This is a genomic window from Bradyrhizobium sp. CCBAU 53340, from assembly GCF_015291645.1.
In the GTDB taxonomy this organism is placed as follows: Bacteria; Pseudomonadota; Alphaproteobacteria; order Rhizobiales; family Xanthobacteraceae; genus Bradyrhizobium.
Window position 1 is genome coordinate 6,660,722 of sequence record NZ_CP030055.1, and the last position, 16,035, is coordinate 6,676,756.

Consider the following 16,035-nt stretch of genomic DNA (forward strand, 5'->3'; position numbering starts at 1 on the left):
CCATCGCGTGCTACCATGGGGTTTTATTGCCAGCAAGCGACCGGCCTCCGAGCGCATTTGTGGTTTTGGGAGTTGTCCTGCAGCGTTGGCGGGTCTCGTGGCGTTGCGTCGGCCTTCTGGCCGCCGCACTGTGTCCCGGCATGGCTCAGGCCGGTGAATGCCCATCGCCGCAATCGGAGATCGCGACCGACCGTCCCGACGTGACCAATTCCAGCCTGGTCGTGCCCACGGGCAGCATCCAGATCGAGAATGGCCTCAACACGTCAGGTCAGGGCGGGGCCAAGGGCTTCGACGGCAGCAACAGCCGGCTGCGCTTCGGCGTTGCGCCCTGTTTCGAGGTGCTGGTGGACGTGCCGAGCTATGTCGGGCGGCTAACCGGCACGGTCGATACCGGATTCACCAACGCCACCCCCGGCGTGAAGTGGCAGGTCAGCGGCCTGCCTGAACCCGCCAACCTCTCGGTGGTGGTAGGCGTCGGCCTGCCGACCGGCACGCCCGCAATCACCGGCGCGGGCCCTCAGCCCTATCTGCAAGTGCCTTGGTCCTACGAGCTCGGCAGCGGCTGGGGCATTAGCGGGATGTTCACGAGCTTCTTCCGGCCATCGGATCTCGCCAATCTCCAGACCAGCGAGGCGACCTTCGTGATCGAGCGGAAGGTCAGCGAGCAGCTGGCGCTGTTTGCCGAATATGTCGGCGACACTCCGACGCGCGGCGCGAGCACGGCGCTGCTCAATGTCGGCGGCGGCTACCTCTTGAGCCGGACCGAGCAAGTGGACTTCCATCTGGCTTTCGGCCTCAACCGGAACTCGCCGGACTACATCATCGGCGTCGGCTATTCCTACCGCTGGGACAACGTCATTGGCACGGCGGCGCGGCCACGGCTTTGGCAATGACCAAACTGGTCAGCGCGGCCGGCTTACACCTTGAGCAGTCGCACCCGCGTGCCCCAGGGGTCGACCGCTTCGACTCCGTCAGCAAGCGGCGTGACTGTCGTGCCGCCCTTTCGCAGGCGCTCTTCCTGCGCGGCGAGGATGTCCTGCTTTTCCGTCACCAGCGAGAACCAGGCGAGCCCCGTCGTGGAATCATCGCGCTGGCCGGCGCCCTGGCTCTGCCAGACGTTCATGCCGAGATGGTGGTGATAGCGCCCCGACGACAGGAACGCCGCGCCGTTACGGCTGCGGGTCGGGTCGAGGCCGACAGCGCCATGGTAAAAATTCTGGGCCTGCGCGAGATCGCCGACACGCAAATGCATGTGGCCGACGCGCATCCCGTCCGGCGCCTTGGCATAGTCGGGAACGCGCGGATTCGTCAGCGACAGCAGGTCGGGAATGTTGAGCTCGTCGGTCGCCATCTTCACGCTGCCCTCGCTCCATTGCCATTGCGAGGGATCACGGTCGGCATAGACCTCGATGCCGTTGCCTTCGGGATCATCGAGATAGACGGATTCGCTGACGAGGTGATCGGCAAAGCCCGACAGCGGCACGCGGTGCGAAGCGGCGTGGACCAGCCAGCGCGCGAGGTCTTTTCGCGACGGCATCAGGAAAGCGGTGTGGTAGAGGCCGGCGGCGTTGCGCGGCTCGATCGCAGCGTCGGGACGGGCTTCCAGCACCAGCAGCGTGATACCGGCCGTGCCGAGCTTCGCGGTTGTGGCCGAACGCTCCATCACGGTAAGCCCGATCACGTCGCGGTAGTAATCGGCCACCTTGTCGAGGTTCTTGACCCGCAGCGTCACCATGCCGACCCTCATGGGCGTGCGGCTGGCATAGGTCGGCCCGCCACCTTGCGGAGTGCCCTCGGCGCGCGCTGCCGCGGCTGCAGCCATCGCGAGCGAGCTGGCGCCAGCGAGTTGGAGCAAAGTGCGGCGGGTGAGGTCGATGGTCATCGGTCAGAGCTCGCTGAAAATGGCTGGCGGCCGTCAGGCGCAATTGGGAGATTGCTACACGTTCCCGTGAGCGGCTCCCAATCACATGTTCGTCGGCCGGGATCCTGCGGAGGACTGGCCACCCGGCCAGTTTCGCAACTCACCGCGACATCCCAGATTGGAGGCAACTTACAGGAGCCTTCCATGACTGACCTCACTCCTCTGACCTCGCTGTCGTCAGCGCTTGCGGACGTAGTCGCCGGCGTCGCGCCCTCAGTCGTTTCCGTGCATTCGCATCGCTCGCGCGCAACTGGCTTCGTCTGGAAGCTGGGCCTGGTCGTGACCGCCGACGAGGCGCTGGCCGACGAGGGCGATGTCCAGATCGCCCTCGCCGACGGCAGTACGGCTGTCGCCACGATCGTCGGCCGCGACCACACCACCGACATCGCCCTGCTGCGTACTGAGGCCAATATCACCCCGGTCAAGCTGGCCACGACGGTCCCTGCCCTCGGCACCCTGTCGGTCGTAGTCGCGACCAATCGCGATGCGCCGAGTGCGGCGCTGGGGATGGTGTCCGTCTCAGGCCAGGGCTGGCGTTCCCTGCGCGGCGGCGAGATCGACGCGCGGATCGAGCTCGATGTGCGCCTGCGTCCGAACCAGGAGGGGGGCCTTGCTCTCGATGCCTCGGGCGAGGCCTTCGGCATGGCCGTGCTCGGACCGCGGCGCGTGCTGGTGATCCCCACAGCGACGATCGAGCGCGTCGCAGCCCAGCTCGAGACGCGCGGCCGCATCGCGCGTGGCTATCTCGGGCTCGGCCTCCAGCCGCTGCGGCTCGACGACGGTATCGGCGCGATGGTGATGAATGTCGATAAGGCAGGTCCGGCAGCCATCGCCGGGATCCGCCAGGGCGATGTGATCGTGGCGGTCAACGACCAGAAGCTCTCCGGCGTGCGCGCGCTGTCCCGGACGCTGGGACCGGCCAGCGTCGGCCGGGTGATCGATGTCGCGGTCCGCCGTGGCGGTGAGCCGGCAAGCTTCAGGGTCACTGTCGGCGAGAGGCCCGAGGCGTGAGCGAGGACACCACGCCGGAGATCGTGCTGTCGCTCGAGATCGACGATCCCGCCCTCTCCGACCGCCTCGCGACGCTGCTCGGCAGCGTCGCGGGGATCCGCCTTGCCGTCCCCGGCGAGACCGCCAATGCGACTGTCGTCGCGCGCAATCCGCACGTCATGCCCGAGGATATCGCGCTGACGCAGCGCGAGCTCGACGTGCTGGCGCTGATGGCGGAAGGCGCCTCCAACAAGATGATCGCACGCCGGCTCAACATCTCCGTGCATACCGTGAAATTCCACGTTGGCTCCCTGCTCGACAAGCTGGATGCGACCGGCCGCACCGACGCGGTGGCCCACGCGGCGCGCCGCGGCGTGATCGAGCTATAGCGCGGACGGAAACTTGAGCTGGACCGTGAGGCCCGGCGCATTGTCGTGCAGCGCGATCTCGGCGCCGTGGAGACGCGACACTGCGGCGACCAGGCTCAAGCCCAGCCCGTTGCCGGGCGTATAGCGGCTCTGTTCGAGCCGATAGAAGCGCTTGAACACGTGATCGTGCTGATCGACGGCAATGCCCGGACCGTCATCGGCGATGGCGATCGTTGCGCCGTTGCCGGTGCTGCGGCAGGTCACGGTGACTTTTCCGCCCGGCCGGCCATGCTTGATCGCGTTGTCGACGAGATTGGCGATGGCATCGAACAGCAGGTCGCGGTCGCCTGTCACCGCGACCTCACGATCACCGCCAAGACTGAGGCGCGTTGCGACCTGCTCGGCGGCGGCATCGTAGAGTTCGACGACCTCGCCGGCGATCTCCGCCAGATTGAGCGCGCGGAATGCGCTGCGACGAGCGCGGGTCTCGATCTCCGAGATTCGCGTGATCGAGGCGAACATGCCGAGCACCGAATCGAGATCTGCGATGGTATCGCCGATCAGCGCGGCATCGGCCTTGTCATCGCGCGGAGCATGATAGGCCTTTTCCAGCCGGCCCCGCATCCGCGTCAGCGGCGTGCGCAGATCATGAGCGACGTTGTCGCTGACCTGCTTGACCTCGCCCATCAGCGTCTCGATGCGGTCGAGCATCTGGTTGAGGTTCTCGGCGACGCGGTCCCATTCGTCGTGGCTGCCGCGCAGCGGAATGCGCCGGTCGAGGCCGGACAGCATGATGGCGCGGCTGGTGGCGTTGATCTCCTCGATGCGCCCGACCGTGCGCCGCGTCACCAGCACGGCGGCGACGGCCGACAATACGACCAGCAGCACGGCGACTGTGATCATCGCCAGCTCGAGCATCGCCGTAAAGCCGCTCTGGTCGCCGACATCGCCGACCCGGCTCCGCACATAAGCTAGCGTGCCGAAATAGACGTAGGCCAGGATCGCCGCGACGATCAGGCCGAAGACCGCGATCGCGATCAGCGCCAGGCGGAAGGTCGAGGACCGAAGCGTGTTAGCCAGGAGCACGGAGGCAATATCCGATGCCGCGGATGGTGTGGATCAATGGATAGGCCTGGGCATCGTCGACCTTGCGGCGGACGCGTCCGACATAGACGTCGATGATGTTGGTCGAGGGATCGAAATGCAGGTCCCACACGTGCTGCAGCAGCATCGCACGGGACACGACGCGGCCCTCATTGCGCACGAGATATTCGAGCAGCTGGAATTCGCGCGGCAGCAGCGGAATCTTGCGACCGCGGCGGCTGGCGTTGCGCGCAATCAGATCGATGGCGAGATCGCCGACGCGCAGGATGGTTTCCTTGGCGATGGTCTCGCTGCGCCGCCCGAGCGCCTCGAGGCGGGCGAGCAGCTCGACGAAGGAAAACGGCTTGACGAGGTAGTCGTCGCCGCCGGCGCGCAAGCCCCGCACGCGGTCGTCGACCTCGCCGAGCGCGGAGATGATCAGGAACGGCGCGGCAATGCCGTCGTCGCGCAATTGCCGCATCACGGTGATGCCGTCGATGTCGGGCAGCATGCGGTCGATGGTGATCACGGCATAGTCGCGCGCAACACCTTGGCTGAGGGCTTCACGGCCGTTGGCTGCGAGATCGACCTCATAGCCTGACGTCGTCAGCTCCTCGGCGAGCTGGCCTGCGGTCTCCGCATCGTCCTCGACGACGAGGATGCGGCGATGGCCTCCGGTCATGACGAACTCCGCGCGACGATCGCCACCAGATTATCCCGTTCCGGGGCTGAGCGGAACCACCCGGTGACGATCGCGACAATGGTGCGGTCCGGCGGTGCTAGTACCAATTATCCCCGCACACATTGACCCATTGCCACCCATCGGGCGTCCAGCTCCTGCGCCAACAGCCGTCGTCATAGTAGTTGGCGTAGTAGAAGGGCGCGCCAAAGAAGGCGAACCGGTGGAAGCGGTGATGGTGGAAGAAGAAGGCATGACGGCCGATGAAGGGCCTGCCGTGCCAGGCGGTGCCGGCAAACCGCGGGCCGAAGGCCGCGCGGGTTGCGAGCGGTGCGCCGGCAAAGCGCGGCCCGATGGCTGCGTGGGCAGCCATCGGCGAGCCGACAAAGTGCGCGCCACTGAAATGCGCACCGCCCATGCTACCACTGAAGCCGGCGGCGTGCATGCCGCCCATGCCGCCGCCCAAATGGCCGCCGCCCATACCACCACCGTGACCGCCGCCTCCGCCACCGCCGCGGGCGAGCACTGGTGAAGCCAGCGCCATCGCTGCGGCGATCGCCACCGCAGTGAGGCCTTTGAGAAGCCTGTTGTCCATCGAAGCATCCTCCGTGCTGCGCGGCGATATCGTTGCCGCACCGGAGGGATCAGAGAGGAAGGGACAGGCCGCTTCAACTTACAAGCGCGCCAGATTCTGACGCGGAAGTTAGGATGCAGGCTCTCTCCCTGTCATTGCGAGGAGCTCTTGCGACGAAGCAATCCAGACCGTTTGCGCAGAGGGACTCTGGATTGCTTCGCTACGCTCGGACGACGCGGGGAGAACTCGCCCTATATCTCACGCCCGCTTGCCGTTGTTCTTCTCCGCGGCCCTGCGCATCGCCTCGGCGAGCGCGCCGCCGCTGCCGGAGGATTCCTGCTTGCGGGGGGCCGACGACGTCATGCGGGCTGGATTGCGCGCGCCGTTGTCGCGCTGCATGCCGGGGGCGTCCTTCTTGGCGCCCACCTCGTCGTCGAGGCGAAGCGTCAGCGAGATGCGCTTGCGGGCGACCTCGAAGTCCAGCACCTTCACCTTGACGATGTCGCCGGGCTTCACCACCTCGCGCGGATCCTTGATGAAGTTCTTCGACATCGCCGAGATGTGCACGAGGCCGTCCTGGTGCACGCCGATGTCGACGAAGGCGCCGAAGGCCGCGACGTTGGTCACGGTGCCCTCGAGGATCATGCCCTTCTGGAGATGCTTGATCTCCTCGACACCCTCCTTGAACACCGCGGCCTTGAAGGCCGGACGCGGGTCGCGGCCGGGCTTTTCCAATTCCTTCAAGATGTCGGTGACGGTCGGCAGACCGAAGGTCTCGTCGACGAAATCCTTCGGCTTCAAGGTGCGCACGATCTCGCTCGAGCCGATCAGTGCCTTGATGTCGCTCTTGGTCGCCGCGAGAATTCGGCGCACCACCGGATAGGCTTCCGGATGCACGCCGGAGGCATCGAGCGGATCCTCGCCGCCGAGGATGCGCAGGAAGCCGGCGCACTGCTCGAACGCCTTCGGCCCCAGGCGCGGCACTTCCTTGAGTGCCTTGCGCGACTTGAACGGCCCGTTGGCGTCACGATGCGCCACGATGCTCTGCGCGAGACCCGAACCGACACCCGACACGCGGGCGAGCAACGGCGCCGAGGCCGTATTGACGTCGACGCCGACGGCGTTCACGCAGTCTTCGACCACGGCATCGAGCGATTTGGCGAGCTTGGCCTGGCCGAGATCGTGCTGATACTGGCCGACGCCGATCGCCTTGGGCTCGATCTTGACGAGCTCGGCAAGCGGATCCTGCAGCCGGCGGGCGATCGAGACCGCGCCGCGCAGGGTGACGTCGAGGCCCGGCAGTTCCTCCGAGGCGAAGGCCGAGGCCGAGTAGACCGACGCGCCGGCTTCCGATACCACGATCTTGGACATCTTGAGCTCTGCGAGGCCCTTGACCAGCTCGGTCGCGAGCTTGTCGGTCTCGCGCGAGGCGGTGCCGTTGCCGATCGCGATCAGCTCGACGCGATGCTTGATCGCGAGCCGGCCGAGCGTTGCGAGCGACTCGTTCCACTGCCGCTGCGGCTCGTGCGGATAGATCGCCGTGGTGTCGACCACCTTGCCGGTTGCATCGATCACCGCGACCTTGACGCCGGTGCGGTAGCCGGGATCGAGACCCATGGTGACGCGGGTGCCGGCCGGCGCGGCCAGCAAGAGGTCGCGCAGGTTGGAGGCGAACACGCGCACCGCCTCGGTCTCGGCCGCATTCCACAGCCGCATGCGCAAATCGATGTTGAGATGCACCTGGATCTTGGTGCGCCAGGCCCAGCGCACGGTGTCGATCAGCCAGCGGTCGCCGGCGCGCTTGAGGTCGGCGATGCCGAACCGCTTCATGATCTTCAGTTCATAGGCGCCCGGAACTCCGGCGGGCGGCGCATCCTCGGCCTGGATCTGGAGATCGAGGATCTCTTCCTTCTCGCCGCGGAACATCGCGAGGATGCGGTGCGAGGGGAGTTTGGTCAGCGGCTCGGAGAAGTCGAAATAGTCGGCGAATTTTTCGCCCTCGGTCTTCTTGCCGTCACGCACCTTGGAGGCCATGCGCGCATTGGTCCACATGTCCTCGCGCAAGGCGCCGATCAGGTCGGCGTCTTCGTCGAAGCGCTCGACCAGGATGGCGCGGGCGCCGTCGAGCGCGGCGGCCGCATCGGCGACGCCCTTCTCGGCGTTGATGAAGCCTTCGGCGACGACCTTGGGATCGTTGCCGGGTTCGGCCATCAGCTGATTGGCGAGCGGCTCGAGGCCGGCCTCCTTGGCAATCTCCGCCTTGGTGCGGCGCTTCGGCTTGAACGGCAGATAGATGTCTTCGAGGCGGGCCTTGCTGTCGGCTGCCAAGATGGAAGCTTCGAGCGCGGCATCGAGCTTGCCCTGCTCGCGGACTGATTCGAGGATGGCCTTGCGGCGGTCTTCGAGCTCGCGCAGGTAGACCAGGCGCTCCTCCAGGGTGCGCAATTGCGCGTCGTCGAGCGCACCGGTCGCTTCCTTGCGGTAGCGGGCGATGAAGGGAACCGTGGCGCCGCCGTCGAGCAGCGCCACCGCCGCCTCGACCTGCTCCGCCCGAACCCCAAGCTCCTGCGCAATTTTCTGGTTGATATTTGCCACGCGAGATTTCCTCTATATTCCCAAGCACGCGACGCAGACCGAAATCCGGCCGCGGGACGCCGCTTATGGACCAACCAAGGTTGATTCATCAAGGTGCGGTGCGCAACCGTCGACAGAGGATTTTTTTCTTGCCTTGATGCGATCTCGCCACAATCATGGGGACGGCGCCGCTTCGTGTCCCGGACGCGCTGCAACGCTGTTGCGTTGCTGCGCAGAGCCGGGACCCAGGAGGCGACACTGGCGGTGTGGAGAGATGGGCCCCGGCTCTGCAGCGCACCGCACCGGACGATGCTTCGCATCGCCGGGGGCGTTGCGCTGCGTCCGGGGCACGAGAGTGCAGTGTGACGCACCGCTGCCTCCAGATCGTCATTGCGAGTGCAGCGAAGCAATCCAGAATCGCTCCGCGGAAGGGCTCTGGATTGCTTCGCTACGCTCGCAATGACGGAACAAGGGGCGGCGTCGGCATTCTCCAATGGGTATTACAGCTTGCAGACACACCCTCGCATCCTCGCGGCGTGTTTCGCCCGAGTTTTGCTTGTCCGCTTCACGCCCCTTCAAACAAAGGGCGCAGGGAAGGCCGGGTGCCGGCAGGCACCCGCGGTCTGCTGCGCGAAGATGTAGCGCAAAGAGACCGCACAGCAGCATACAGGTGGTGCCGAACACACGGCCTTCCCTGCGCGATGGTCGGACGGCTTATGCCGTGCTCTCCCGGGAGCCGAATTCCTTCTGGCCTCCCTCGCCTTGCGAAATTCACCGGCACAGCGCCGGTTGGCGCCATGCCGCATCCGCAAGACTTGGCCGTAGCGACGACGGTCGGGACCACACGGTTTTGCCGTACGCAGACTTTCCCGCTCAGCCATAAGGCTTCGCAGGACATCAAGCGCCGTTCGTACAACGCGGCTTGCGAGACGCTCACGGGGCTCGGCTCAATCCACTGCCCCGCCCTGCGACCCGCATCCGCGACGGCGCTGCCCGCGTCCACCGCAGCCCGATCCGCGGCTCGTGACGACGTACGACCGCCCCTTTTCGCCGGATCAGGATGAGCGAAACATACGACAAATCCGAATTTCGGTAAAGTGGAATATTTTTGGTGGGCGGGATTGACAGGCCGGCGAAACAGGGGCGTGGTCGTGCCACAAATTCAGTGTCGTCCTGGCGAAAGCCAGGACGACATCGAGGGATTGACATCCACCTCGGTTCTGCGGCTGGTTGGCGCGCCGGCTATCGAACGACGAGGACCACCCATGCGCACCACATCGGTCGGCGTTTTCAAGATCGCCACCAAGGGCCCCGGCGACGTCTCTGGCCTGATGAGCCTGATCGACACAGGCGCGATCGATCCCGACTCCATTCTGGCCATCCTCGGCAAGACCGAGGGCAATGGCGGCGTCAACGATTTCACGCGGGAATATGCCGTCGCGGCGCTGTGCGCGGCGCTGGCGCCGAAGCTCGGCCTGGCGCCTGAAGAAGTCGAGCAGCGCATCGCCTTCGTGATGTCGGGCGGGACCGAGGGCGTGCTCAGCCCGCACCTCACGGTGTTCACGCGCCGCGAGGCCGAGCGCCCGGCAAACATGTCAGGCAAGCGCCTGAGCATCGGCATGGCGCAGACGCGCGATTTCCTGCCCGAAGAGCTCGGCCGCTCGGCGCAGATCACCGAGACGGCCAAAGCGGTGAAGGCCGCGATGGACGATGCTGGCATCGCCAATCCTGCCGACGTTCATTTCGTCCAGATCAAATGCCCGCTGCTCACCAGCGAGCGTGTCGAGGCGGCCGCCGCACGTGGCCACAAGACGGCAACGATCAGCGCCTACGGCTCGATGGCCTATTCGCGCGGCGCTTCCGCGCTCGGCGTTGCCGTGGCGCTGGGCGAGGTCGCGCCTGAAATCTGCGATGAGGACGTGCTGCGGCGCTACGATCTGTTCTCCAAGGTCGCTTCGACCTCGTCCGGAATCGAGCTGATGCACAACGTCGTCATCGTGCTCGGAAATTCGGAAGGCTCGGCGAGCGAATTCGAGATCGGGCACGCCGTGATGAGCGACGCGATTGACGCTTCCGCCGTGACCGAGGCGCTGGCCAGCGTCGGACTTGGCGTCGGATTTGGCGTCGGATTTGGCGCGCAGGCAAAAGCCGGCCACGTGCTCGTCAACGTCTTCGCCAAGGCCGAGGCTTCGCCTGACGGCACCGTGCGCGGCCTCCGCCACACCATGCTCGAAGACACCGACATCAGCTCGACACGCCACGCCCGCGCGGCCGTCGGCGGCCTGATCGCCGGCCTTGCCGGCACCGGCGCGGTTTACGTCTCCGGCGGCGCCGAGCACCAGGGGCCGGCCGGCGGCGGGCCGGTTGCGGTGATCGCGCGGCTCTCCGATTGAGCGGCCACCCCTCCGCCCGGCGCAACCCTGCCCTTCGCGCCGGCTCAGTTGATTCAGGCCGGCCCTTGCGAAAAAGGTGGCGCCGCCATCCACGGGGATTTTGACTTCATGACTTTGCCGATGAGCTGGAACGAATGGGCGCAGCACGATGGCGTCGGCCTTGCGGCACGCGTCCGCAAGGGCGAGCTGACGGCAAAGGAATTGGCCCGACAGGCTGCGGCCGCCGTGGCCAAGGTCAATCCGACGCTGTCGGGCGTGGTCGAGCTGTTCGATGACGTGATCGCCGATCCGGCCAAGGACGGCGCCAATCTCGCCGGGCCCTTCGCCGGCCTGCCTTTCCTGATGAAGGATCTGGGTCCGACCATGAAGGGGCGACTGCAGGAAATGGGCTCGCTGCTGATGCGCGGCAATCGCGCCGCGGCCGACACGTTCCTCACTGGCAAATTCCGCCAGGCAGGCCTCAATCTGATCGGGCGCACCACGACGCCGGAATTCGGCGTGTGCTCGTCGGCCGACAATCCCGCCGTCTATGTCACGCGCAATCCCTGGAATACCGACTACACCACCTGCGGCTCCTCCGCGGGGAGCGCCGCGATGGTCGCGGCCGGCGTGGTGCCGATTGCACATGCGACCGACGGCGGCGGCTCGATCCGCATTCCCGCCGGAGTCAACGGCAATATCGGATTGAAAGTGTCGCGCGGCGTGTTCTCGCTGGCACCGCACATGTCCGATCTCACAGGTCTCGTCTCGATCCAGGGCTGCCAGTCGCGCACGGTGCGCGACACTGCGGCCTTCGTCGATCATGCCCGCGGGCCAGCGCCGGGCGAGTTCATGCCGTTCTGGACCACGGCGCAGCCTTACGGCGAGATGATCAAGCGCGATCCGTCGAAGCTGCGCATCGCACTCTCACACACCTGGGGCGACTACACCGCAACGCCGGAGATCGCCGCCGAGCTGGAGAAGACCGGCAAGTTCCTCGAAGGCCTCGGCCATCACGTCGACTATGCGCTGCCCGAGCTCGATTTCCGCGCTGCCTTCGCGGCGCAGACCACCTGCTACATCTCGAACTTCTCGGTGGTGATCTCCAACATGCTCGCGGCGCGCGGGCTGGAGCGACCGCCGGAAGATCTGATCGAGCCAATGAACATCCGGATCTGGGAAGCCGGCCTTCACACCAGCTTTGCCGACCGCGCAAAGATGCAGGCCGTGTTCAACACGACCTCGCGCGGCTTCGGCAGCTTCTTCGAGCAGTGGGACGTGATCCTGACGCCGATCACCGCGCTGCCGACGCCGAAGGTCGGCACCAGGCAATATCTCACCCTCTCCGACAATCCCGATGTGCTCGACTGGTTCGACAATCTCTGGCGCTTCTTCGCCTTCACGCCGCTCGGCAATCTCTGCGGCATGCCGGCGATCTCGCTGCCGATGGGTGCCCAAGATCACGGCCTGCCGCTCGGCATCCAGGCCATCGCCAAGCAGGCCAATGACGGCCTCTTGCTGCAACTCGCCGCCCAGATCGAGCGCGCGCTCGACGGCAAGTGGAACGGCGGGAAGAAGCCGACGGTGCATGTCGGCTGAGGCGATCGCACGCTCTAGCCAACGCCTCGTGCAATCGCCTTGTCGACACGCCCGCGCGACACACCATGCTCGGCGAGCAGGCGTGCCGCCGGGCTTCGCGTTTCGGCAAACAGAGCGACCAGCGCATTGACGCCGGTCACCTCCGGATATCCGACCTCCTGGGCCAGGAACGGGGCGCGCTGATCGACGCGCTTGAATGCCGCCGTGGGCTCGGCATGTCCAGCCTCGATCACGGTGTGCTTGAGTTCATTGTCGAGATACTGCACGAGGCCTTGTCTCAGCTTGTCGAGACCGGCGTCGCAGGCGCGCATCACGGCGGAGGCGTCCGCATCATCGGTCAGGGCCAACAGCAAATGCTCCAGCGTCGCGTATTGATGGCGGCGCCGGTCAGCCTCATCAAGCGCCCGCCGTTTCGTGGCCACATAGCCTGCCGAGACCGGCCGTTGCGACAGGTCGAGCAGCGCGTCGATCCGCTCGAGCCGTTTCATGGGATCGAGCGTCGCCAACAACTCGTACTTGTCACAAACGGGCAGCTTCATCCGCGTCGCGACGGTATCGGCGATCTGCCCGGGATCACGGGTTGAATCGAAGAACAGCCAAAGGTCCGGCAGCAGAATTCCGTGAGCCGCCGTGTAGTCCTGGAAGCGTTGATAGATCCTTCGGATCAGATCCCTGGCATCGCGGACCGCGCCCTCGCTGACGTCAACGACCTCAGCCTGATAGGCGACCGCCTCAGTCGCAAAGCTGCGGAGCGCGACGCGCCGAAGCCCGCGCGTCAGCACCTTGAACGTGCCATCCTGGAGCGGTTCAAGTTCGAGCAGTTGCGACAGGATGCCGATCTCGTAGACATCGGACAATCGGGGATCATCGACGGCTGCCTCGCGCTGGATCGCTATCACGATCTCCCGTCCACCTTCGAACGCCTGGTTCAGAGCCCGAATGGTGCTCTCGCGGCCGACAAACAGCGGGTAAGTTGCGTTCGGAAACGGAACGAGATCTCGCAACGGAATGGCCGGATAGAGCGCCGTTGTCCTCTTGAGCCGTGCAGCCGGCACGATGGGGTCACGGCGCTCGGCGTGGAGCAGCGCCGACAGCGTGTTCCAGTCGGCCAAGCCGAACATTTTCGACACCAGCTCCAGGCTTTCGCTGTGACTGATGGTGACGGCCTTGGTGGTCAGGGAGTCGCGCAGGGTCTGCGCCATAGCCTTGGCATCGCGAAAATCGCGCATCGGTTCGTCCTCTGCATGAGCGATCCAGGTGTGTCAGGTGGTTGCGTTGCTGACCCGGTCGCTCGGGCAAAGGGGGGCCGATCAAGGCTCGATACATTCACCGTACCACGGAGGGTGCAACCGGCAGGTCGTATCAACCTGCGCGAAAAGTGACGCAAAGCCGGATGGCTGTCAATCTCAGTTCTTGCTCAGTTCTTCACCGCCGGAATCTCTTCCGCCGGTTGCTGCTGCTGGCCGAGCTTGAGCATCGCCAGCGCCTTGTCGAGCGCTTCGCGCAAGGCGAGCGCCGCGGCCGGGCTGCAGCGTAAGTGCGCGGTCTGGACCACATCGACCCTGACGGCGGCACCGATCGGCACCAGGAGATTTGCGGCGAGCTCGATCTGGATCGCGCCGTTGTGATGGCCGAAGCAGGATGCACCGTCGAAATAGATGATCGGCGCCCGCTCCGAGCTCGAGGTGGAAATGGTGACGGGCCCCGGATCGGCGGCAGGCGTTTCGGGATCGGCCATGGGGCACTCCTCGCAGGCAGGGAACGGACGTCCACCATCGTTGCTTCGGCGGGCCCTGTCGAGGCCAAACCTGCCGTGCTAGCTTCGCATGCGGGTTTTGCGCGGCGCCCGACACTGGTTTAGAACACCTCCATGTCCATTTCAGCGACCACGCTTCCGTTCGAGGAACTCGCCGAGGCCATCAAGGGCCGCCGCTCCGATTACGGCCATATCAGCGGGCTCCAGCTCGACCGGTTCGCGCCTGGTGAGGCATGGTCCAGCCTGCCCTATCGCCCCGTCTTCGTCGGCGACACCGAGACCGGCGTGCTGCATGGCGGCGTCGTCACCGCGATGCTGGACGAAAGCTGCGGCATGGCGGTGCAGCTTGCGCTCGACGGCAGCAGCGCGATCGCGACGCTCGATCTGCGCATCGACTACCAGAAGCCGGCGACGCCCGGCCTTGCCATCAAGGCGCACTCGGTCTGCTATCGCACTACCCGCTCGATCGCCTTCGTGCGCTCCACCGCGTACCAGGAGTCTGAGGACGATCCGGTGGCGACGGCCACGGCCTGCTTCATGATCGGCGCCAACCGCACCAACATGCTCGCGGACCGCCGGATGGATTCGCGCAGCATTCCGACGCTGGAAGCGCCTGATGATCCGGACGGCCCGTTCGCCACCAGCCCGTTCGCGCGCGCCCTCGGCATTCGCGTCAACGACGACAGCACGCTGACGATGCCGTTCTCGCCGAAGATCATCGGCAACCCGATCCTGCCAGCGATCCATGGCGGCATGACCGGCGCCTTTCTCGAGACCACGGCGATCCTTGGCGTTCGGCGCGAGCTTGGGATCGCGACGCTACCGAAGCCAATCGGACTCACTATCAACTACTTGCGCTCCGGTCGGGCGCTGGACACGATCGCCAATGTCTCGATCGTAAAACAGGGAAGGCGTATCGTCGCCTTCGAAGCGCGGGCCTGGCAGGACGATCCGGACAAGCCGATCGCCTCCGCCTTCGGCCATTTCATGCTGCGGCCGACGCCCGAAGGCGACGAGGAATAGGCGTATTTTACTTGACGGAACGGGCTTGACGTCGAAGGTTTGGGTCCCACCATAGCGCATTCCGGCGAGAGGTATTGGCTTGCGGCATCCGATCGACATCATCGCCATGTTTGCCGCCATCTGGCTGCTCGCCTCGATGGTGCTCGATGCGCTGACGCCGAAGGAGCTGACGGCGGTCATGATCGCGATTGCGATCGCGCCGGCCGTGGTCATCACCGCCGTGTTCTATTATCTGCGCTGCCCGCGCACGGATTTCGCGGTGATGTTCGCGGCGCTCTGGCTGATCTCCGATATCGCCATCGCCTTCATCTCGCCGAAGGAGCTGCCGCTCTGGCTTCTGCTGCTCGGCTTCGTGCCGGCGGCGCTGATCGGCATCGTGCTGCACTGGCAGCGCTTCCAGCGCCGCCATGAGCAACTGCCCGCGCCGTCCGCGAAGCGCGGCTAGCACAAGAACTCAGCCGCTCTGAACGGCGAGATCGTAGGCGTCGATCGTCACCTTTGCGCGCGCGGCGACATCCGATGCAGACATGCCAGGCTTGTAAAGGCTGGAGCCGAGGCCGAAGGCGGTGACGCCGCCCTTGATGTATTCGGCAAAATTCTGGTCGGACACGCCGCCGACGGCGGCAATCATCACGCCGGCGGGCAGCACCGCGCGGATCGCGGCGATGCCGGATGCACCGAGCACGCTCGCCGGAAAGAACTTCAGGCCCGATGCGGCGGAACGTGCCGCCAGCAATGCCTCCGTCGGCGAGAATACGCCGGGCAATGTCACCATGCCGTGCTGATGCGCGCGCGCCAGCACGTCAGTATCGACATTCGGCGAGACCATCAGCTTGCCGCCGGCGTCGTTGAGGCGATCGACATCCGCCGCTGACAGCACCGTGCCGGCGCCGATCAGCACACGCGCCGGCGCGAGCTTCGCGGCGGTCGCGATCGAGCGGAACGGATCGGGAGAATTCAAGGGTACCTCGATCGCGGTCATGCCGGCCTCGATCAACACACTGACGATGGCCTCGGCCTCGTCGGGCTTGACGCCGCGCAGGATCGCGACCAGCGGACGCTTCATCGGCGGAAAGGGAACGCTCATCTCAAAGAT

Annotated in this window: 15 protein-coding genes; 7 read left to right on the top strand and 8 right to left on the bottom strand. The window is 65.8% G+C overall.

Annotation, left to right across the window (positions count from 1 at the left end; all coding sequences use genetic code 11):
- Nucleotides 1-140 precede the first annotated feature (140 nt).
- A complete protein-coding gene (locus tag XH89_RS31450; RefSeq protein ID WP_194464213.1) occupies nucleotides 141-893 on the top strand; it encodes a transporter in 753 nt (250 codons plus the stop codon).
- A gap of 23 nt (nucleotides 894-916) precedes the next feature.
- Here the strand turns inward: XH89_RS31450 and XH89_RS31455 are convergent, their stop codons facing one another.
- Complete coding sequence (locus XH89_RS31455) at nucleotides 917-1,882, bottom strand: VOC family protein (RefSeq protein ID WP_194464214.1); 966 nt, start codon at nucleotides 1,880-1,882, stop codon at nucleotides 917-919.
- A gap of 183 nt (nucleotides 1,883-2,065) precedes the next feature.
- Between XH89_RS31455 and XH89_RS31460 the strand changes: the two genes are divergently transcribed.
- Both XH89_RS31460 and XH89_RS31465 read left to right on the top strand, forming a co-directional pair.
- A complete protein-coding gene (locus XH89_RS31460; protein WP_194464215.1) occupies nucleotides 2,066-2,932 on the top strand; it encodes a S1C family serine protease in 867 nt (288 codons plus the stop codon).
- Nucleotides 2,929-3,300 (top strand): response regulator transcription factor, encoded by a 372-nt coding sequence (locus XH89_RS31465; RefSeq protein WP_194464216.1) that lies wholly within the window; start codon nucleotides 2,929-2,931, stop codon nucleotides 3,298-3,300. The genes XH89_RS31460 and XH89_RS31465 overlap by 4 nt, the downstream gene beginning before the upstream one ends.
- Here XH89_RS31465 and XH89_RS31470 read toward each other — a convergent pair.
- From XH89_RS31470 to XH89_RS31485, 4 genes are all read right to left on the bottom strand, one after another.
- Nucleotides 3,295-4,365 (bottom strand): HAMP domain-containing sensor histidine kinase, encoded by a 1,071-nt coding sequence (locus tag XH89_RS31470; RefSeq protein ID WP_194464217.1) that lies wholly within the window; start codon nucleotides 4,363-4,365, stop codon nucleotides 3,295-3,297. The genes XH89_RS31465 and XH89_RS31470 overlap by 6 nt on opposite strands.
- Nucleotides 4,352-5,044, bottom strand: coding sequence for a response regulator transcription factor (locus tag XH89_RS31475; protein WP_194464218.1), 693 nt, complete (start codon nucleotides 5,042-5,044; stop codon nucleotides 4,352-4,354). The genes XH89_RS31470 and XH89_RS31475 overlap by 14 nt, the downstream gene beginning before the upstream one ends.
- A gap of 97 nt (nucleotides 5,045-5,141) precedes the next feature.
- A complete protein-coding gene (locus XH89_RS31480; protein ID WP_194464219.1) occupies nucleotides 5,142-5,636 on the bottom strand; it encodes a hypothetical protein in 495 nt (164 codons plus the stop codon).
- Between the two features lie 237 nt (nucleotides 5,637-5,873).
- The gene (locus XH89_RS31485; protein ID WP_194464220.1) at nucleotides 5,874-8,210 is read right to left on the bottom strand and encodes a Tex family protein; all 2,337 of its coding nucleotides are present in this window, start codon (nucleotides 8,208-8,210) and stop codon (nucleotides 5,874-5,876) included.
- 1,244 nt (nucleotides 8,211-9,454) lie between these two features.
- On the opposite strand from XH89_RS31485, the gene XH89_RS31490 reads away from it, so the two are divergent.
- Nucleotides 9,455-10,582, top strand: a complete 1,128-nt coding sequence (locus XH89_RS31490; protein WP_194464221.1) for a ring-opening amidohydrolase — start codon at nucleotides 9,455-9,457, stop codon at nucleotides 10,580-10,582.
- A 108-nt stretch (nucleotides 10,583-10,690) separates the two neighbouring features.
- On the top strand, nucleotides 10,691-12,160 hold the full coding sequence (locus XH89_RS31495) for an amidase (RefSeq protein WP_194464222.1): 1,470 nt from the start codon (nucleotides 10,691-10,693) through the stop codon (nucleotides 12,158-12,160).
- 14 nt (nucleotides 12,161-12,174) lie between these two features.
- On the opposite strand, the gene XH89_RS31500 is transcribed toward XH89_RS31495, so the two are convergent.
- Nucleotides 12,175-13,389, bottom strand: a complete 1,215-nt coding sequence (locus tag XH89_RS31500; RefSeq protein ID WP_194464223.1) for an LON peptidase substrate-binding domain-containing protein — start codon at nucleotides 13,387-13,389, stop codon at nucleotides 12,175-12,177.
- A 188-nt stretch (nucleotides 13,390-13,577) separates the two neighbouring features.
- Nucleotides 13,578-13,898 carry a hypothetical protein gene (locus XH89_RS31505; RefSeq protein ID WP_194464224.1) on the bottom strand — a complete coding sequence of 107 codons (321 nt, stop codon included), beginning with the start codon at nucleotides 13,896-13,898 and terminating at the stop codon, nucleotides 13,578-13,580.
- 132 nt (nucleotides 13,899-14,030) lie between these two features.
- On the opposite strand from XH89_RS31505, the gene XH89_RS31510 reads away from it, so the two are divergent.
- Nucleotides 14,031-14,939, top strand: coding sequence for a PaaI family thioesterase (locus XH89_RS31510; protein WP_194464225.1), 909 nt, complete (start codon nucleotides 14,031-14,033; stop codon nucleotides 14,937-14,939).
- 79 nt (nucleotides 14,940-15,018) lie between these two features.
- Complete coding sequence (locus XH89_RS31515; RefSeq protein WP_194464226.1) at nucleotides 15,019-15,384, top strand: hypothetical protein; 366 nt, start codon at nucleotides 15,019-15,021, stop codon at nucleotides 15,382-15,384.
- Between the two features lie 9 nt (nucleotides 15,385-15,393).
- Here XH89_RS31515 and XH89_RS31520 read toward each other — a convergent pair whose 3' ends face one another.
- Nucleotides 15,394-16,026, bottom strand: a complete 633-nt coding sequence (locus XH89_RS31520; protein WP_194464227.1) for a 2-dehydro-3-deoxy-6-phosphogalactonate aldolase — start codon at nucleotides 16,024-16,026, stop codon at nucleotides 15,394-15,396.
- Between the last annotated feature and the right edge of the window lie 9 nt (nucleotides 16,027-16,035).